The organism is Gilliamella sp. BG7 (assembly GCF_046635565.1).
In the GTDB taxonomy this organism is placed as follows: Bacteria; Pseudomonadota; Gammaproteobacteria; order Enterobacterales; family Orbaceae; genus Gilliamella; species Gilliamella apicola_P.
On record NZ_JBIDFB010000006.1, the window covers coordinates 83,938 to 102,668 of the forward strand.

Below are 18,731 nucleotides of genomic sequence, written 5' to 3' on the forward strand. Positions count from 1 at the left end.
ATCAAATAACAAGGAGGACATTATGCCTTTACTAGACAGTTTTAAAGTTGATCACAAAAAAATGAAAGCGCCCTTTGTGAGAATTGCAAAAACAATGGCAACCCCAAAAGGTGACAACATTACTGTGTTTGATCTACGCTTTACCATTCCAAACAAAGACAACCTTCCAGAAAAAGGAATTCATACATTAGAACATTTATTTGCTGGTTTTATGCGTGATCATCTTAACAGTGATAAAGTTGAAATAATCGATATTTCACCAATGGGATGCCGCACAGGTTTTTATATGAGCTTAATTGGTAATCCGAATGAGGCATTAGTTGTCGATGCATGGTTAAAATCAATGCATAACGTATTAAATGTTAAATCGCAAAACCAGATTCCTGAATTAAACGAGTATCAATGTGGTACCTATAAAATGCACTCATTATATGAAGCTCAAACCATTGCCGAACAAATTATAAAATCTGGCATTAGCATATGCCATAATGATGAAATCGCATTAACTGATGAGCAACTTGCCCAAATTAATAATCACTAGGAGGTATCTATGCCTAATGTCGTTATAGACTTTTTAGAAGGTCGCACTGTAGAGCAAAAAAGAGAAATGGCAAAACGGGTAACTAATGCCATCGTTGAAACCCTTAACTGTAAACCAGAAGCAGTTCAAATCATTATGCACGAATTATCTAAAGATCAAATTGCTAATGGTGGTGTACTACACATTGATAAAGATTGATATGAAACGGGCTAAATAATTGGCAGAACACCACATAAACCTAAATTAAAATCCATCTTTTATACCAATTAACTACAAAACTCAAAATAATATTTTGTATTTTGAGTTTTTATTACCAAATTATTTTTATTATTCAAGATAAATTCAATCGCAAACCAACAAATTGTCTTGATTTACCTAACTCTTTAATGCTTACAATTGTAATGATTAAGATGAAGCAAGTGTCCCATTTTATTTACTTTTGTTTCTAAATAATGTTCGTTATTTGGATTTTCGCCAACTTCTAATGGCACCCGTTGCATAATTTTAATGCCACACTGTTCAAGTACTCGTATTTTTTCTGGATTATTAGTTAGTAGGCGAATTTGTGATACACCTAATAAAGTTAGCATATCTGCGCATAGAGTGAAATCGCGTTCGTCTGCTGCAAACCCCAATTGTTCATTAGCTTCAACCGTATCTAAACCTTGATCTTGTAGCGCATAAGCTCTGATTTTATTCAATAAACCAATATTGCGGCCCTCTTGCCGGTGATAAATTAAAATCCCTTTACCTTCCTTTGCAATTTGTTTTAATGCTGCTTTTAACTGAAAGCCACAATCGCAGCGTAGACTAAAAAGTGCATCACCTGTTAAGCATTCAGAATGAATTCTTGTAAGAACTGGCGTATCGCCAGATATATCACCAAATACTAATGCGACATGATCCTTTTTTGTTGCAATTTCTTCAAATCCAACAATAATAAAACATCCCCAAGGCGTTGGTAATTTTGCTTGTGCAACACGTTTTAATTGCATTATTATCTCCATTTTTAATAAGCATAAATAAGATTTTATAAAAATAAATTTATCTTCTATGCTAAAATATTAAGCAAAAGCAATTTATACTTAATTGAGTTTATAAATGAGGTTAGTAATAAAAAAAACAATAGTCTTATTGGCTATTTTCCTAGCTGTTCCTTTTACTATTATAGCCATAAATTGGCATTGGCAACCAGTGTCCTTAAATAATACATCTAAATATTTATTCTTAATAACTGAAACAGCAAGTTTCCCCTGGGGAATAATCACCTCAACAATCTTATTTATTGCATTTTGTCTGTTATTACAAAAAAAAACAAAAAAAAGAATTATATTATTATGGTTACTTCTTGTTAGCGCAATATTAAGTGGGCAAATAATTAAAAGCCTTTTAAAATCACAAATAGCTGAATCACGGCCTTATGTACTTTGGATGGCTCAGGAATATAATATTAGTGATCAACAATTTTATTCGAAATCTCTATCAGAAAGAAAAGAATTTATCCATCAATTATTTAAAAATTCATTAACAATTCCAAGTTGGCTATCAAACCACTGGCAAAATGAAACTGGATACGCTTTACCCTCTGGACATACCTTATTAGCTGTAACTTGGGCATTATTAGCTTTAACATTGCTAAAATTTAAACAACACTATGCGATAATATCATTTATCATTATTTGGACAATATTTATTGAATTAAGCAGATTATTATTAGGAATGCACAGCCCAATTGACATAATAACAAGTATATTAATCTCATGGATTATTTCATTAATCTGCTATTTTTATGCTAAAAAATGGCATATAGTAGACAAATAATTGTTAAATACTTTGATAAAGTGTCATTTACAACGAACTACTTTTATTTTAGAAAGTTATAATTAACAGCCTAACAAGCCAAACATATAAAGAATTTACAAAAATAGACGAGAAAAAACAAAAAGTTTAATTAAAAATCAAAAAGAAAGGTCAACATAATGAAATTTGTTATATCAATTTTATTTATAATCATCATTTTTGCCATCTCAATAGCAATGAGTTCAGCTAACAATCAGATAGTAACATTCAATTATTTGGTAGCTAAAACTGAAATTCACCTATCTGGATTAATAGCAATTTTATTTGGTTCAGGCTTTATATTTGGTTGGGTATTAACCGGTATTTTCTTTCTAAAATCTAAATTACAGCACTCATCAACAAAACGTAAACTAAATAAATTACAAAAAAAATACGATGAAGGCATGACTAATAAGCAAATAAACACAACTAAAGCTAATTAAGAATAGGTTATTATGTTTGAACTGTTATTTTTGTTGCTCCCTATTGCCGCCGCATACGGTTGGTATATGGGTGACAGAAATGCAAAACAAAAATATCTAAATGAATCTAACCGTCTATCTCGTGAATATGTTGATGGTTTGAATTTTCTTTTATCTAATCAAAAAGATAAAGCTGTCGATCTTTTTTTAGACATGCTAAAAGAAGACGATGGCACACTTGAGGCGCATTTAACATTAGGTAACTTATTTCGCTCTCGGGGTGAAGTTGATAGAGCGATCCGTATTCATCAAGCACTATTAGAGAGCTCATCTTTAACATTCGAACAGAGACTATTAGCTATTCAACAACTAGGTCGTGATTATATGGTTGCCGGTCTTTATGATCGTGCTGAAAAGACGTTTTTGCAATTAATTGATGAAGAAGATTTTCAGCAACATGCATTACAGCAACTTATTATAATATATCAATCAACCAGTGAATGGATAAATGCCATCAACATAGCAACTAAATTGGTCAAACTTGGCAATGAAAAATATAAAACCGATATTGCACAATTTTATTGTGAATTGGCATCACTGGCTATTGCTAATGATGATCTCGATAAAGCCAATAGCCTATTACAAAAATCAGCAATGGCAGACACTAAATGTGCTCGTACTTCACTCATGTTGGGGCAAGTTCTTATGGTACAAAACAAAACAGAGCAAGCTGTCAAATCTTTTAAACAAATATTACAACAAGACAAAACTTTTATTGGCGAAGCATTACCTTTATTAAAAGATTGCTACCTAAAGCTAAATAATCAACATGAATTTCAAGAATTTTTACAATTATGTGTCGATCAAGATACCGGTAATGTAGCCGAATTAATGCTTGCTGATATTATAGAAAAAGAAAAAGGCCTAGATGCTGCACAATACTACATGTATCGCGAATTAATTAAACATCCTAATTTAAAAGGATTTTACCGACTAATGAATTATCATGTTGCTGATGCAGAAAAAGGTAAAGCCAGAGAAAGCCTTTTACTTTTACGCAACATGGTTGGCGAACAAATAAAAACGGTACCCAATTATCGATGCCAAAAATGTGGGTTCACAGTTAACTCGCTTTACTGGTTATGCCCTGCTTGCCGTTCATGGTCAACAATAAAACCTGTTCGTGATTTTGAACAACATTAAGATAAATAAAAAAGAGATTTTTATGTTTTTAATTGATTCACACTGCCATTTAGATAGTTTAGACTTTAGTACTAAATCTATAAAAGATATTTTACAAGAAGCTACCAACAATGACGTTAAACATTGCCTAAGCGTGGCAACAACTCTGTCGGGCTATGAATCGATGAAACATAGACTTACGCCTTATCAAACTCAATGCTCTTTCTCGTGTGGGATTCATCCACTTAATCTTGATGAAGAAACCTACGATGCCAAACGCTTTCAAACTTTAGCACAAGAAGACAACGTCATTGCACTTGGTGAAACGGGGCTTGATTATTACTACCAACAAGATAATCTAGAACTACAGCAAACTATATTTAAAGAACATATTCGATTAGGACGAAAACTAAGCAAACCCGTTATTGTCCATACACGTAATGCTAAAGAAGACACTTTAAGAATTTTAAAAGATGAGCATGTCCACTCTGGTGTTTTGCACTGTTTTACAGAAGATATCGAAACAGCAAAACAACTATTGGATCTTGGTTTTTATATTTCCTTTTCAGGGATTATCACCTTTAAAAATGCCGAGACCCTACGCGAAGTTGCTAAATATGTTCCGCTTGATCGTATCTTGGTCGAAACAGACTCACCCTATCTTGCTCCCGTACCATATCGAGGGAAAGAAAACAAACCCGCGTATGTTCGTGTAGTTGCGCAATATTTATCTGCTTTAAAAGGTGTTTCTTTAGAGGATATAGCCCAAAAAACCACCCATAATTTTTGCCAGTTATTCAATCTTCAAGGAAAATTAAATGAATTATAAATTAACTATTGATTGGGATGATTTTTTAACAAACTATTGGCAAAAAAAACCGGTAATCTTACGCAAAGCATTTGTTAATTTTATTGATCCCATAACTCCAGACGAACTAGCTGGTTTAGCGATGGAAGAAGAAATTGATAGCCGAATTGTTTCTAATAAAGATGGTGTTTGGGATGCTAAATTTGGGCCATTTACTCAATATAATAATTTAGGCGTAGATCATTGGAGTTTGCTAGTACAAGCTGTTGACCATTGGCATGAACAAGCAGCGACTTTACTTAAGCCGTTTAAATGCCTTCCACAATGGCAATTTGATGATCTAATGGTTTCTTACGCAACACAAGGCGCCGGAGTTGGACCTCATATTGATAATTATGATGTATTTATTATCCAAGGGATGGGGAGCAGGCGCTGGCAAGTTGGCGATCGCGATCCAAATTATAAACAATTTAATGCACACAAAGCATTATTGCATGTAAAAGAATATCAACCAATCATTGACGAAGATATCGCCACAGGCGATATTCTATATATCCCTACAGGTTGTCCGCATAATGGTACATCAATTGGAGAATCATTAAGTTATTCTGTCGGTTTTATGACACAAACATCACAACAACTACTAAGTAGTTTTGCTGATTATGTCATTGATAACCTACCAATTAGTGTTTATTATCAAGATCCAGATTTAAAGCTACCTAACGATTCTCACCGCGTTCAACCTTATGAATTAAAAAAGGTACAAGATCAAATTATTGACCTAATCAAAACACCTTCATTATTTAACGATTGGTTCGGTAGACACATTACTTTACCAATGCACGATCTAAATATTGTACCAGTTGAACCACCATACAATTATGAAGAATTTGAATCATTACTAAAAACGAGTGCAGAGCTACGCCGTGTACAAAGTATTCGAATCTTTAAAGTAGGTGATTTTGGCTATATTCATGGTGAAAAAATTGACTTACCAATGCCTATCATTGATCTACTTTGTGAAACTGAAACACTATATTACGAACAGTTACAGGATAAAAACACGCTTAAAGTTATGCTTGATCTTGTCAACAAAGGTTATTGGTACTTTGCTGAAGATTAAATAAATCAACTACCGATAATAAAATCGACAGATAAAACGACTGTTTAGGGCATTAAGCTTGGCTTTTTATTAGTTTTAAGTATATACTTGCCCCCGCTTTAATTTACCCTCCGTTTAATCACAAATTAAACATCATAAAACGCAAATTTTAAGTGACATCTATTTTTAAAAACTAGAGGTATGCATGAAAACTGAAGCAAACACAGCCTTGCAAGCAGAAAGTGAAAACGAACACACAACCCCGTATCAAAAAAGAACCCTTTTTGCATCCACTGTCGGTTACGCACTTGATGGCATGGATATGATGATTTTAGGTGTATGTTTTAGTCTAATCTCGACCAGCTTTAACCTAACTAAAGCTGATTTAGGAACCTTAACATCAGTAACCTTACTTGGTGCCGTATTAGGCGGTATTTTATTTGGTATCCTTGCCGATAAATATGGTCGAGTAAGAGTCTTTTCATGGACTATTTTAATATTTTCCCTTTTCACTGGGTTATGTGCAATTTCACCTAACTATGAATGCTTTTTAATTTTTCGCTTTTTAAGTGGACTTGGTCTTGGTGGTGAATTTGGAATTGGTATGACTCTAGTTTCTGAAAGCTGGCCTAAAAATAAACGTTCAAGAGCAACATCCATTGTTGCATTAGGCTTTCAAGCTGGTATCATTTTAGCTGCATTAACCGTCAATTTTATTGGTGAAATTTATGGTTGGCGTTGGGCTTTTGCCATAGGGGTGCTGCCAGCTCTATTTGTTGCTTGGACACGTAAAGGTCTAAAAGAACCAGAAATCTGGCAAAATTTAAAAGATCAAAACAAAAATAAAATAGCCATTGGCAAATTATTTAAAAATCCTCGAACTATAGCAACTACAACAGGGTTAACTATTGCTTGTGCAGTACAAAATTTTGGTTTTTATGGACTCATGGTTTGGATGCCCAATATGATTGCAACTGAACTCAAATTACCATTTAAAAATACAATGTTCTGGACCATTTCAACAACAATTGGTATGTCACTAGGGATCTTAATTTTTGGTTGGTTATGTGATAAATTTGGTCGCCGCCCTTCTTATATCCTATTTTTATTCGTTTCAGCAGTTTCAATTTGGTTTTATTTTCATCAAACTGATATGTTTATATTAATCATATTTGGTTCAGCAATTGGCTTTTTTGTCAATGGGATGATGGGTGGCTACGGAGCATTACTTGCTGAACACTACCCGACAGATGCTCGCTCAAGTGCTGAAAATATTATTTTTAATGTGGGTCGAGGAATTGCTGGAGTATCGCAAGTTCTAATTGCATATTTAGCTACTGTTTACTCAATTAGCTACGCATTAGCTTTACTGTCAGCTGCTTATTTATTATCAGCAGCTGCATTCGTATTTTTAATACCTGAAACAAAAGGTAAAGAACTAGAATAAAATAACTAAAACAGGGTGAACGCCCTGTTTTTATATTATTTTGATTAAAATTATATCAAAAAATTAAATTATTTTAATTAGCAGTACAGGAAGCTGGCGCCAATTGCACACTAAAAACTTTTCATCATTGATATAGTAATTATAACTGACATCATTTAGAAGCACGTCCCTATACCGTTTAAGTTGTGGGTTATTACTACGGTAAAGATTTTTTCGATATTTCCGTTATCTATTGAAGCATTAATAACATATTTATAATTAAGTAATCTATTATCTTTTGCTATTTCAACTAAATTAGTTTTTACATCAATTTTAACTGGAAACATTTTTTATTCTTTATTAATAATGGTATTTTGCAAAAAATTGATGCCTATATTTTAAAAAAATCACAACTTTTTAAATTGGCATTGAATTTTAAATTAACGCAACTGAAAAGGACTAAACTCACTAAACTTGCAAATACTGGTTTTTAGTCTCGCATCGCTATTCCTTTTTATTGATTCTGCAAGTTTCATTTTTACCAATTATTTAAAATACTGACGTCAGAACAATATAATATTTTACAGTTTCAAACTAAAGAAACAATAAAAAAGGGCTTTGATAAGCCCTTTTTTACCAATAAATTTTAACTTATTTATTTTATTCAGATTAAACTAAAATATATTTAATCATTATTATCACAATCACTCGGTTTTACGTCCACTGAAAAGACTTTATCATCATTGATATAATAATTATAATTAGCTCCTCTAGGGAATACTAATCTTAGTGTCTTCATACTAGAGTCATCACCACAATAAAACGCAACCAATTTGTTTTTTAAATTTTTTTGATTGCTTTCAGCCTGTAATGCATCTTTAGTCAGATTATTCACTATATATTTATAATTAATTTCATTGCTATTTGTCGATACATCAACTAAAGTGGTGCTCGGATCAATGGTTACAGGCAATTTTGTTTTAATCGCCTTAATCATCATATCTTGAGCCACACTATAATTACCTTCTTCTACCTTATTAAGCATATATTCTTTTTCCGATTTTGTTTGTTCATACAAATCTTTAGCTTTATCACTAACTGCTGAACTTACTTGCTTAACTTGGTCTTCAATTTTTGAACCTAACTGACTAGCCTTGTCACTTATATCTGCGCCTAATTGACTAGCCTTATCTCCAATTTCTGAGCCTAATTGATTAGCTTTGTCACTTATATCTGAACTTGTTTGCTCGACCTGCTGTTTCATATCATCAGTTTTTGATTTCGAATTATCACAATTGATTAAAAAAAGCCCTAACACGATCATAGTGATCACTTTAAAAAGTTTCATTTTTTTTCCTTTCTGTTTCTACTGAATTTTTGGCCATTATAAATTAACTCATAATAGTCTATTGGTTTAAAAAATTAATTCTATATAACATAAATAGTAAAAGAGCTTAAATAAGCTCTTTTACTATAACAAATATCAACTAGTTAATATGCATACCTCCTGTAACACCATAAGTTTCGCCAGTTGTATAACTTGATTCTTCAGACGCTAAGTGCACATAAACACTAGCAAGTTCAACTGGTTGACCAGCGCGTTGCAATGGAGTTTGTTTACCAAAATCAGGAATGGCATCACTTGGCTGACCACCACAAATTTGTAATGGAGTCCAAACTGGACCTGGTGCTACTGAGTTTACGCGAATACCTTTATGTCCTAATTGTTTAGCTAATCCACGCGTAAATGCAATGATAGCTGTTTTGGTTGCGGCGTAATCTAATAAATTACTGCTAGGTTGATATGCTTGGAGAGATGAAGTTGTAATAATTGTTGAACCTGGTTTTAAATAACCCAAAGCCGCTTTAGTGACCCAAAAAAGCGAAAATACATTAACTTCAAAAGTTTCTTTAATTTGCTTGGTAGTAAGTTTCATAATATCTTCAACGGCAACTTGCTTGCCAGCAACCAATGTCAAATTGTCTAATCCACCTAATTGATGGTGCGCTTCTTCAACTAATTTTTTACAAAAAGCCTCGTCACTCAAATCACCTGGGATCAATACAGCTTTGCGCCCTACAGCTTGAATAACCTTAGCCACTTCCTCAGCATCTTTTTGTTCGAAAGGAAGATAATTTATTGCCACATCAGCACCTTCTTTAGCATAAGCTATTGCTGCTGCCCTACCGATACCTGAATCGCCACCAGTAACAAGCATTTTACGCCCTTCTAAGCGACCATGCCCTTGATAGCTTTTTTCGCCACAATCAGGAATTGGTTTCATTTCGCACTGTAAAGCTGGTGCAATTTGTGTTTGTTTTGGGAACTTATCGTGATGATATTTAGTAAGTGGATTGTAGATCTGTTTGCTCATAATTTTCTCCTAAGTTAAACATGTATTTGAAAACAAATTCAATATAACTTAAATGAAATCAATTAATAATCACAAAATCCTATTGATCAACATATTTTAATCTTTAAAATAACTAACTAATTCAATAAATTATATTTTACTGACAAAAAATTAGAATAATCTTTTTTAAAACTTAATAGTATTGCTCAATATCATCCCCAAAATAAAAAACAACAAACTGAGGCTAATAATTAACAAAGATGACTTTCCATGATTGGCTCGGTGAGATACTCAAAATTTGTAAAGTCAAAACATTGAATGCTGCATAAATTTGCACCTGTTTAAGTGTATCAAATTAACATATACGAAGCTAGTTATAAAAAACTTAAAGGATAGAATTATTTTTCTCGACAATAATTAAAGCATGTTCACAGTCATGTTTTTAACGCTATAACTAATAGTATTATGATTTTTCGATATATTGAATAAGATAGTGAACTCATCAATATCAATTAGTGACTCATTTTTATTGGTTAAATAACCGAATTTTGAGAATCATTAAGATCACTATTTTCCAATTCCGACATACTCATCTTGCAAAGCTTTTTAACATTATCGCGATTAATTAAAGCTATATTTAAAACAAAAAATAATTAATTACAATATTTTATACTAAAACATAGCGTTTCCTGAAACTTTTTTACAAGTTACTTATACCAAAATAACAAAATCAATAAAAAACTATTGCACTTTTTTAAAAAACGAGTATTTTGTTAAAAATATTTTAAAAAATGATAAAAAGTTAATCATCCAACATTATGAAATTTTCACTCAAAATCGTCCTCATCAATATTATTGTCAGCGTGGTCATTATTCCTGCGCGGGGGCGTTTTTGAATAAAAAATATGTTTATACATAAATTAGAAAACCCCCGCTCCCAAAAAGCGGGGTTTTTTTTATGGTTAATGGATAGGTAAAGTACAAGCGAGGAATAAATGTTAGGAACACAGTGGATAGTAAAAACCTTAAAAGAAAAAGGCGTAACCATCGTTTTTGGATATCCTGGTGGACAAATTATGCCTCTATACGATGCACTTTATGACGGGGGTATTGAACATGTACTATGTCGTCATGAACAAGGTGCTGCCATAGCGGCTATTGGTTATGCTCGTGCAACAGGAAAAACTGGTGTTTGCATTGCCACCTCGGGTCCTGGTGCAACAAATATCATTACAGGTCTTGCTGATGCTTTGATTGATTCAGTGCCGATTGTTGCTATAACTGGTCAAGTACCAACCAAGCTTATTGGTACAGATGCTTTTCAAGAAGTTGATGTTTTGGGATTATCTCTAGCTTGCACCAAACACAGTTATTTAATCGATGATGCACACGATTTACCCAATATATTAGAAGAGGCGTTTAACTTAGCTAATTCGGGAAGACCTGGACCAATATTAATTGATGTTCCCAAAGATATACAGCTTGCAAACCTAGATTATCATAACTATTTAACACCATCCTCATTAAAAATTACACAGAATAAAACTCAACTATACCCAATCTTGCCTGATGATATAAAACAAGCCAAACAAATGATCACCCAAGCCCAAAAACCAATGCTTTACATTGGTGGAGGTGTTGGGCTTTCAGGCGCAATATCCGAACTTAGAAACTTTATGGAATTAACACAAATTCCAAGTGTATCAACATTAAAAGGGCTTGGTGTTGCCGATATTAATAATCCCTATTATTTAGGATTAGTGGGCATGCATGGAGCAAAAGCAGCCAATTTAGCAGTGCAAGAGTGTGACCTACTAATTGCCCTAGGAGTACGATTTGATGACAGGGTTACCGGCAATCTTAATGAATTTGCACGACATGCTAAAGTACTTCATATTGATATCGATCAAGCTGAAATCAACAAATTACGCCAAAGCCATTTAGGATTACAAGGCGATATAAAGCAAGTTTTACCACGAATAAATCAATCAGTTTCAATTGATAAATGGCATAAAAAAATTAATCAATTAAAAGCACAACATCCAACTCGTTATGATCACCCCGGTGAAGCTATTTATGCGCCAACTTTATTAAAAACTATCTCTGAGCGAAAATCAGCCAATACTATTGTCACTACTGATGTTGGACAACATCAAATGTGGACAGCACAACATATGCGCTTTAACCACCCTCAAAACTTTATTACATCAAGTGGACTTGGCACAATGGGATTTGGTTTACCATCGGCCGTTGGCGCACAGATGGCAAGACCCAATGACTGTGTAATTTGTGTATCAGGTGATGGATCTTTCATGATGAATGTCCAAGAATTAGCCACTATAAAACGTAAAAAATTGCCAATAAAAATCGTATTAATTGATAACCAACGCCTAGGTATGGTTCGCCAATGGCAAGAATTATTTTTTAACGAAAGATACAGCGAAACAAATTTATCAGATAATCCCGACTTTTTAATGCTAGCTAAAGCATTTGATATACCTGGGCAAACTATCAACAAAAAATCACAAATCGATACTGCGCTCGATAACCTATTCAATACAAAAGGAGCTTATCTTTTACATGTATGCATAGATGAATTAGCAAACGTATGGCCACTGGTACCACCCGGAGCCGCAAACGAAAACATGCTAGATAGAAGTTGTAGGGAGTAAGCAATGAAAGAACAAACTCAATACCAAATAGTCATAAAAGCTTATGACAAATTGGGAGCACTTGAACGTATATTACGGGTTATCCGTCATCGGGGTGGACATATTGAATCAATGCAAACGCAAACAATTGAAAACAACATACTAATTATGACATTAATATTAACCACTGAAAGATCGTTTTCGACACTACAAAATCAAGTAGCAAAATTAGAAGATGTAATAGTGATTGAATAATAACAATAGTAAACAACTTATTATTAAATAACATATTAAATTCAAAATAGTAAACTTTTTTAACAGCTAAATTAGCAATTAAGTATAGTACAATGTTTGACCGTTAAATCAAAAACATCTAAAGCAAGGTACATATTTAACAAATTAAAATTAAAATTAAAGAGGAAAACAAAATGGGCTCTACAGCGAAATCTGATTATATTTGGTTTAATGGTGAAATGGTTCCATGGGCAGATGCAAAAGTTCATGTAATGTCACATGCTTTACATTATGGAACTTCGGTATTTGAAGGTGTACGTTGTTACGATACCCATAAAGGTCCTGCCATTTTTCGCCATAAAGAACATGCACAACGGCTGTTAAATTCAGCAAAAATTTATCGTTTCCCAGTACCTTATTCTCTTGATGAAATCATGGAAGCTACACGACAAATCATCAAAAAAAATAATTTAAAAAGTGCTTATATACGTCCGTTAGTTTTTGTGGGTGATGTGGGTATGGGAGTAAACCCACCTGCTGGTTATAAAACTGATGTCATGATAGCGGCATTTCCATGGGGGGCTTATCTAGGCGAAGAAGCATTAGACGAAGGTATTGATGCAATGGTCTCATCTTGGCATCGCGTTGCATCAAATACAATTCCAGCCGCTGCTAAAGCAGGTGGTAACTATTTATCATCATTATTAATTGGTTCTGAAGCGAGAGCAAATGGCTTCCAAGAAGGTATTGCGTTAGATGTTCATGGACACTTATCTGAAGGTGCTGGTGAAAATCTCTTTATTATTAAAGATGGCATTTTATACACTCCGGTTTTATCGTCATCGGCACTACCCGGTATTACACGTGATGCAGTATTAACGCTAGCACGTGATATTGATATTGAAGTGCGAGAACAAACACTATCACGCGAATCACTTTATCTGGCAGATGAAGTCTTTATGACAGGTACAGCAGCGGAAATTACACCAGTTCGTAGTGTTGACCGCATCCAAGTTGGCATTGGCCGTTGTGGTCCAATTACCAAACAAATCCAACAAACATTCTTTGGTTTATTTAATGGTAAAACTGAAGATAAATATGGTTGGTTAGATCCTGTTAAATAACAAACAAAATCAAAAATCCGCCAAGTGTGCTGGCGGATGACTTTTTAACTTGTGATTAATTTTAAAAACTACAAACCGTTAAACACGGTTACTTGCATAAAAATTGGGAGCAGGAAATGCCGAAATATCGTTCAGCAACCTCGGTCGAGGGCCGAAATATGGCTGGAGCCCGCGCACTATGGCGTGCAACTGGCGTTAAAAATGAAGACTTTGGTAAACCCATCATTGCGGTGGTTAACTCATTCACACAATTTGTACCAGGACATGTCCACCTAAAAAACATTGGACAGCTAGTCGCCAAACAAATTGAAGCATCGGGTGGCATTGCCAAAGAGTTCAATACAATCGCAGTTGATGATGGTATTGCTATGGGACATGGTGGAATGCTTTACTCACTTCCTTCAAGAGAACTCATTGCTGATTCTGTCGAGTATATGGTTAATGCACACTGTGCCGACGCCATGATCTGTATTTCTAACTGCGACAAAATCACACCAGGAATGTTAATGGCTTCGCTTCGTTTAAATATCCCAACCATTTTTGTTTCAGGTGGACCGATGGAAGCAGGCAAAACAAAACTATCTGACCAAATCATTAAATTAGACTTAGTTGACGCAATGATTCAAAGCGCTAACCCAAATGTTAGCGACGCAGATAGCAAAGCCATCGAAGAATCAGCTTGCCCTACTTGTGGTTCTTGCTCAGGTATGTTTACGGCTAACTCCATGAACTGCTTAACTGAAGCATTAGGACTTTCATTACCGGGCAATGGTTCACTTATTGCCACTCACAAACAACGTGAACAACTCTTTTTAAACGCAGCTAAACGCATTGTTGAAATCACCAAACGTTATTATGAACATGATGATGTATCTTACCTGCCTCGTTCAATTGCAACAAAAGCGGCATATGAAAATGCTATGTCATTAGACATTGCTATGGGTGGCTCGACCAACACCGTATTACATTTGTTAGCTACTGCACAAGAAGGTGAAATCGACTTTACCATGTCAGATATAGATAGATTATCGCGAAAAGTCCCACATTTATGTAAAGTAGCGCCAAGTACAGCGCAATATCATATGGAAGATGTTCACCGAGCTGGTGGGGTTGTGTCAATTATGTCAGAACTAGATAAAGCAGGATTACTAAATCGCAATGTACACAACGTTCTAGGACTAACATTACAAGAAACTTTCACCAAATACGACATAACTCAAACTACCGACGAAGCAGTAAAAAAAATGTATCGTAGTGGACCTGCAGGCATTCGCACCACTAAAGCTTTTTCACAAGATTGCTATTGGGATTCACTTGACGATGACCGTGTAAATGGTTGTATTCGTGATAAAGCTCACGCCTATAGTCAAGACGGTGGACTTGCAATACTTTATGGTAATGTTGCACAAGATGGCGCAATTGTTAAGACCGCAGGCGTTGCTGCTGAAAATTTAATTTTCCGAGGCCCAGCAAAAGTATTTGAAAGCCAAGAAGATGCTGTTGATGGCATATTAGGAGGCAAGGTGGTTGAAGGTGATGTCGTTGTCATCATTTATGAAGGACCAAAAGGCGGACCGGGTATGCAAGAGATGCTCTACCCAACCAGTTATTTAAAATCCATGGGTCTAGGCAAAAAATGTGCATTGATAACAGATGGACGATTTTCTGGTGGTTCCTCTGGCTTATCGATTGGTCATATTTCTCCAGAAGCAGCAAATGGCGGCATTATAAGCCTTGTTCGTGATGGTGATATTATTGATATTGATATCCCAAATCGTAAATTAGTACTAGATGTACCAACTTCTGAACTTGAACGTCGACGAGTTGCAGAACTAGAACGAGGTGAAAAAGCATTTACGCCTCATAATCGAGTTCGTTACGTCTCATTTGCGCTTAAAGCTTACGCCAGTTTAGCAACAAGCGCAGACAAAGGTGCCGTACGAGATAAAAGTAAATTAGGTGGCTAATTGTGAAACAAGAAAATACTCAACTTACCGGTGCAGATTATTTAAAAGCAACGCTTTGTAGCGCCGTATACGATGTGGCAGAAGTAACTCCACTTGAAAAAATGGAAAAGATCTCAGCAAGAATACACAATCAAGTTTTTGTCAAACGCGAAGACCGCCAACTCGTCCACAGTTTCAAAATCCGTGGAGCACAAGCCATGATAGCCAGCTTAAGTGAAGAAGAACGCAAATGCGGCGTTATTGCCGCGTCGGCTGGCAACCATGCGCAAGGAGTGGCTTTTTCGGCTACAAAATTAGGCATCAGTTCTTTAATCGTTATGCCACTAACAACTGCCGATATCAAAGTTGAAGCTGTAAAAAGTTTTGGTGGTGAAGTATTGCTTTATGGCGCTAACTTTGACGAAGCCAAAACCAAAGCAATGGAACTAGCTAAAGAACAAAATCGCATCTTTATTCCACCATTTGATCATCCGCTAGTAATTGCTGGGCAAGGTAGTATTGCTATGGAACTATTACAACAAAATGCAAAACTTGACCGAATCTTTGTACCTGTTGGTGGTGGTGGGCTTGCCGCAGGCATTGCAGTGTTAATCAAACAAATCATGCCATCAATCAAAGTTATTGCTGTTGAGCCTAAAGACTCAGCTTGCTTAAAAGCTGCATTAGATGCAGGTCACCCTGTTGATTTAGAGCGTGTCGGACTCTTTGCTGAAGGCGTTGCTGTCAAACGAATTGGCGATGAAACATTCAGACTTTGCCGACAATATATTGATGATATTATTACCGTGAATAGCGACGAAATTTGCTCTGCAGTGAAAGACTTATTTGACGATGTACGTGCAATAGCTGAACCATCTGGCGCAGTAGCATTAGCTGGACTAAAAAAATATGTCGATCAGCATAACATCTGTGGTGAAAAACTTGCTCATATACTGTCAGGCGCTAATTTAAACTTCCACAGCTTGCGCTATGTATCAGAACGCTGTGAATTAGGCGAAAAACGTGAAGCGCTATTAGCAGTCACCATCCCAGAGAAGAAAGGCAGTTTTTTAAGTTTCTGTCAGCTATTAGGTGGACGCGCAGTAACCGAATTTAATTACCGCTATCATGATGAAAAATCTGCTTGTATTTTTGTGGGAATAAAAATTTCGAAAAGTGAAGAAAAAGATGAAATTATACAAGAATTTGCTGCTGCAAAATACCCTGTCGTGGATCTAACCGAAGACGAAATGGCAAAACTACATGTACGCTACATGATTGGTGGCAAACCTTGCAAACCGCTTCAAGAACAAGTATACAGTTTTGAGTTCCCTGAATCGCAAGGAGCGTTGCTTAAATTCTTACAAACGTTAGGGACTAATTGGAATATATCAATGTTCCACTATCGTAGCCACGGTACCGATTATGGTCGTGTACTTGCCGCGTTTGAAATCGACGAATCAACCCTTAACCAGTTTAATCAACACCTAACTGAACTCGATTATGGTTTCCACAACGAAACACATAATCCTTCGCTTAAACTGTTTTTAACTAATTAAGGTTAAAATTAGTAATTACTATCCGCCTATAAGGTGGATAGATTTAGTCAGGTTGTGATGGTTTCGTATTTTAGCCTTTTGACGGAAAGGAATTTTGGTGTCAAAAGACTAAAATATGAAAACAAACCAACTCCTAAACTATTTGGTACCTTCTAATAGAAAGTATGAAACGTTTTTACTAAAAATCATCTAATTTGATTGATATATCCTTTTACAATATTGATACTTTTTTCAAAGAGTTGTTTTTCATTTTCGTTAAAGTCGAGCTTGATCACTTTTTTAATACCATGTTGATCTAATATTGCAGGAACACCAATTGCAACATTTTTATAGCCATACTCTCCGTCTAAAATACAACTAAGCGCTAATGCTCGGTGGCTATTAGTAAATATATGTTGGCAAATTTCGGTTATGGTGCTAGCTATTCCATATTCAGTACAGTGCTTACGGTTAGCAATTTCAAAGCCCATCTCTCGAGCTTGGGTGCCAATTTCTTCAAAATCGATTCTATTTTTTTCTAAATTATTGAGATTAATCCCATAAACCGATGAATGAGACCAAACTGGAAACTGTGAATCACCATGTTCACCTACAATAAAGGCATCAATGCTTTGTGGACCAATATCCATTTTTTCGCCCAATAATCGACGCAAACGTACCGTATCAAGCCATACCCCTGTACCAATCACTCGATGACGAGGCAAGCCAGATAATTTCCAGACTTGATATGTAATGGCATCGCAAGGATTGGTGGCAATTAAAAATATGCCTTTAAAACCATTGTTAATCATATCAGGCACTATGTTGGTAATGATTTTAGAGGTTCCTGCAAGCTCTTCTGCACGGCTTTTTTGAGCTATGCCTGAAGTTACAGTGATAATCGCAATATCAATATCGGCGCAATCGGTCGATTCGCGTAAACTGACTTTAACCATATTTTGCCGATAGGCCGCCGCATCTAGTAAATCTTGTGCATGCCCATAGGCTAATTCTTTATTAAGATCAACAAGTGCAATTTCTTCGCAAATTCCTCGATTAACCAGTGTATAAGCGGTTGTTGATCCCACATTACCCACGCCGATAATCATCACTTTTCGCAGTTTCATATTAAACCTCGCTTTATTAAAAATAAAGATAAACAACAAATGTTTTCTATAGTATAAAACGTGATCAGTGTGATTTAATATATTATCTTTTCTACTTTAGCTATTATTTAAATAGACGAAATTAGCTACTATTTAATTTAGTTTTATATACAATGAATGATTAGCATAGCTATGTCATAAGTTAAGTCATGAGTTAATTGAAACCGTGCACTTTAAAAAAAATTGACTTTTACACTTTAAGTGATAATAATTCTCATTAACATTTAAATTTATTTTATTGCTATAAATAATTGGCAATGCAGTTTCACTACTACAAGTAATTAAATTGAAAGATATTTGTTAGATTTGTTAGGAACAATCACTGAATTTTGCTATTTGTTTATGAGTCAAACGCTAGGAGTCGCTAATGAAGTTCAATTTTTTGAAAAATCGTAAAA

The 18,731-nt window shown here is 34.9% G+C and carries 17 protein-coding genes; 13 read left to right on the top strand and 4 right to left on the bottom strand.

Translation table 11 applies throughout. The annotated features are described in order from the left end of the window. Positions 1 to 22: 22 nt before the first annotated feature. Together luxS and ACGH49_RS05710 are read left to right on the top strand one after the other, a co-directional pair. Positions 23 to 541: an S-ribosylhomocysteine lyase gene (gene luxS / locus ACGH49_RS05705; protein ID WP_411588569.1), complete on the top strand. Its 519-nt coding sequence runs from the start codon at positions 23 to 25 to the stop codon at positions 539 to 541. 9 nt (positions 542 to 550) lie between these two features. After that, positions 551 to 739, top strand: coding sequence for a 2-hydroxymuconate tautomerase (locus tag ACGH49_RS05710; protein WP_411588570.1), 189 nt, complete (start codon positions 551 to 553; stop codon positions 737 to 739). A gap of 185 nt (positions 740 to 924) precedes the next feature. Here the strand turns inward: ACGH49_RS05710 and ribA are convergent, their stop codons facing one another. Next, positions 925 to 1,536, bottom strand: a complete 612-nt coding sequence (gene ribA, locus ACGH49_RS05715; protein WP_411588572.1) for a GTP cyclohydrolase II — start codon at positions 1,534 to 1,536, stop codon at positions 925 to 927. 106 nt (positions 1,537 to 1,642) lie between these two features. On the opposite strand from ribA, the gene ACGH49_RS05720 reads away from it, so the two are divergent. From ACGH49_RS05720 to ACGH49_RS05745, 6 genes are all read left to right on the top strand, one after another. Next, a complete protein-coding gene (locus ACGH49_RS05720; protein WP_065606786.1) occupies positions 1,643 to 2,362 on the top strand; it encodes a phosphatase PAP2 family protein in 720 nt (239 codons plus the stop codon). Between the two features lie 158 nt (positions 2,363 to 2,520). Next, positions 2,521 to 2,823, top strand: a complete 303-nt coding sequence (locus tag ACGH49_RS05725) for a LapA family protein (protein WP_411588573.1) — start codon at positions 2,521 to 2,523, stop codon at positions 2,821 to 2,823. Positions 2,824 to 2,835: 12 nt separating this feature from the next. Further along, positions 2,836 to 4,005 carry a lipopolysaccharide assembly protein LapB gene (gene lapB, locus ACGH49_RS05730; protein WP_065606782.1) on the top strand — a complete coding sequence of 390 codons (1,170 nt, stop codon included), beginning with the start codon at positions 2,836 to 2,838 and terminating at the stop codon, positions 4,003 to 4,005. A 22-nt stretch (positions 4,006 to 4,027) separates the two neighbouring features. Further along, complete coding sequence (locus ACGH49_RS05735) at positions 4,028 to 4,813, top strand: YchF/TatD family DNA exonuclease (protein WP_411588575.1); 786 nt, start codon at positions 4,028 to 4,030, stop codon at positions 4,811 to 4,813. After that, positions 4,803 to 5,915, top strand: a complete 1,113-nt coding sequence (locus ACGH49_RS05740; RefSeq protein ID WP_411588576.1) for a JmjC domain-containing protein — start codon at positions 4,803 to 4,805, stop codon at positions 5,913 to 5,915. Before ACGH49_RS05735 ends, ACGH49_RS05740 begins: the two co-directional genes overlap by 11 nt. Positions 5,916 to 6,099: 184 nt before the next feature. Continuing rightward, on the top strand, positions 6,100 to 7,341 hold the full coding sequence (locus ACGH49_RS05745) for an MFS transporter (protein WP_411588577.1): 1,242 nt from the start codon (positions 6,100 to 6,102) through the stop codon (positions 7,339 to 7,341). A gap of 664 nt (positions 7,342 to 8,005) precedes the next feature. On the opposite strand, the gene ACGH49_RS05750 is transcribed toward ACGH49_RS05745, so the two are convergent. Both ACGH49_RS05750 and ACGH49_RS05755 read right to left on the bottom strand, forming a co-directional pair. Then, positions 8,006 to 8,668 (bottom strand): hypothetical protein, encoded by a 663-nt coding sequence (locus ACGH49_RS05750; protein WP_296208163.1) that lies wholly within the window; start codon positions 8,666 to 8,668, stop codon positions 8,006 to 8,008. 139 nt (positions 8,669 to 8,807) lie between these two features. Then, a complete protein-coding gene (locus tag ACGH49_RS05755; RefSeq protein WP_296208165.1) occupies positions 8,808 to 9,695 on the bottom strand; it encodes an SDR family oxidoreductase in 888 nt (295 codons plus the stop codon). A gap of 974 nt (positions 9,696 to 10,669) precedes the next feature. On the opposite strand from ACGH49_RS05755, the gene ilvG reads away from it, so the two are divergent. The 5 genes from ilvG to ilvA all read left to right on the top strand — a co-directional run bounded on the left by ilvG (position 10,670) and on the right by ilvA (position 17,188). Then, complete coding sequence (gene ilvG / locus ACGH49_RS05760) at positions 10,670 to 12,346, top strand: acetolactate synthase 2 catalytic subunit (protein WP_411588578.1); 1,677 nt, start codon at positions 10,670 to 10,672, stop codon at positions 12,344 to 12,346. A 3-nt stretch (positions 12,347 to 12,349) separates the two neighbouring features. Next, positions 12,350 to 12,580, top strand: coding sequence for an ACT domain-containing protein (locus tag ACGH49_RS05765; protein WP_065606769.1), 231 nt, complete (start codon positions 12,350 to 12,352; stop codon positions 12,578 to 12,580). Positions 12,581 to 12,753: 173 nt separating this feature from the next. Next, the gene (locus ACGH49_RS05770; protein WP_065606767.1) at positions 12,754 to 13,683 is read left to right on the top strand and encodes a branched-chain amino acid transaminase; all 930 of its coding nucleotides are present in this window, start codon (positions 12,754 to 12,756) and stop codon (positions 13,681 to 13,683) included. 116 nt (positions 13,684 to 13,799) lie between these two features. Continuing rightward, positions 13,800 to 15,650 (top strand): dihydroxy-acid dehydratase, encoded by a 1,851-nt coding sequence (ilvD, locus tag ACGH49_RS05775; protein ID WP_411588579.1) that lies wholly within the window; start codon positions 13,800 to 13,802, stop codon positions 15,648 to 15,650. 2 nt (positions 15,651 to 15,652) lie between these two features. Further along, a complete protein-coding gene (ilvA, locus tag ACGH49_RS05780) occupies positions 15,653 to 17,188 on the top strand; it encodes a threonine ammonia-lyase, biosynthetic (RefSeq protein WP_411588580.1) in 1,536 nt (511 codons plus the stop codon). A gap of 185 nt (positions 17,189 to 17,373) precedes the next feature. Here the strand turns inward: ilvA and ACGH49_RS05785 are convergent, their stop codons facing one another. Next, positions 17,374 to 18,294: an L-lactate dehydrogenase gene (locus ACGH49_RS05785; protein WP_411588582.1), complete on the bottom strand. Its 921-nt coding sequence runs from the start codon at positions 18,292 to 18,294 to the stop codon at positions 17,374 to 17,376. Positions 18,295 to 18,731: the final 437 nt, after the last annotated feature.

What these genes read in the sequence shown, in the direction of transcription:
- ilvD (WP_411588579.1), top strand. Translation starts at nt 13,800, where the DNA reads ATGCCGAAATATCGTTCAGCAACCTCGGTCGAGGGCCGAAATATGGCT.
- ACGH49_RS05750 (WP_296208163.1), bottom strand. Translation starts at nt 8,668, where the DNA reads ATGAAACTTTTTAAAGTGATCACTATGATCGTGTTAGGGCTTTTTTTA.
- lapB (WP_065606782.1), top strand. Translation starts at nt 2,836, where the DNA reads ATGTTTGAACTGTTATTTTTGTTGCTCCCTATTGCCGCCGCATACGGT.
- ACGH49_RS05755 (WP_296208165.1), bottom strand. Translation starts at nt 9,695, where the DNA reads ATGAGCAAACAGATCTACAATCCACTTACTAAATATCATCACGATAAG.
- ACGH49_RS05770 (WP_065606767.1), top strand. Translation starts at nt 12,754, where the DNA reads ATGGGCTCTACAGCGAAATCTGATTATATTTGGTTTAATGGTGAAATG.
- ribA (WP_411588572.1), bottom strand. Translation starts at nt 1,536, where the DNA reads ATGCAATTAAAACGTGTTGCACAAGCAAAATTACCAACGCCTTGGGGA.
- ACGH49_RS05740 (WP_411588576.1), top strand. Translation starts at nt 4,803, where the DNA reads ATGAATTATAAATTAACTATTGATTGGGATGATTTTTTAACAAACTAT.
- ilvG (WP_411588578.1), top strand. Translation starts at nt 10,670, where the DNA reads ATGTTAGGAACACAGTGGATAGTAAAAACCTTAAAAGAAAAAGGCGTA.
- ACGH49_RS05725 (WP_411588573.1), top strand. Translation starts at nt 2,521, where the DNA reads ATGAAATTTGTTATATCAATTTTATTTATAATCATCATTTTTGCCATC.
- ACGH49_RS05745 (WP_411588577.1), top strand. Translation starts at nt 6,100, where the DNA reads ATGAAAACTGAAGCAAACACAGCCTTGCAAGCAGAAAGTGAAAACGAA.
- ACGH49_RS05735 (WP_411588575.1), top strand. Translation starts at nt 4,028, where the DNA reads ATGTTTTTAATTGATTCACACTGCCATTTAGATAGTTTAGACTTTAGT.
- ACGH49_RS05720 (WP_065606786.1), top strand. Translation starts at nt 1,643, where the DNA reads ATGAGGTTAGTAATAAAAAAAACAATAGTCTTATTGGCTATTTTCCTA.
- ACGH49_RS05710 (WP_411588570.1), top strand. Translation starts at nt 551, where the DNA reads ATGCCTAATGTCGTTATAGACTTTTTAGAAGGTCGCACTGTAGAGCAA.
- ACGH49_RS05785 (WP_411588582.1), bottom strand. Translation starts at nt 18,294, where the DNA reads ATGAAACTGCGAAAAGTGATGATTATCGGCGTGGGTAATGTGGGATCA.
- luxS (WP_411588569.1), top strand. Translation starts at nt 23, where the DNA reads ATGCCTTTACTAGACAGTTTTAAAGTTGATCACAAAAAAATGAAAGCG.
- ACGH49_RS05765 (WP_065606769.1), top strand. Translation starts at nt 12,350, where the DNA reads ATGAAAGAACAAACTCAATACCAAATAGTCATAAAAGCTTATGACAAA.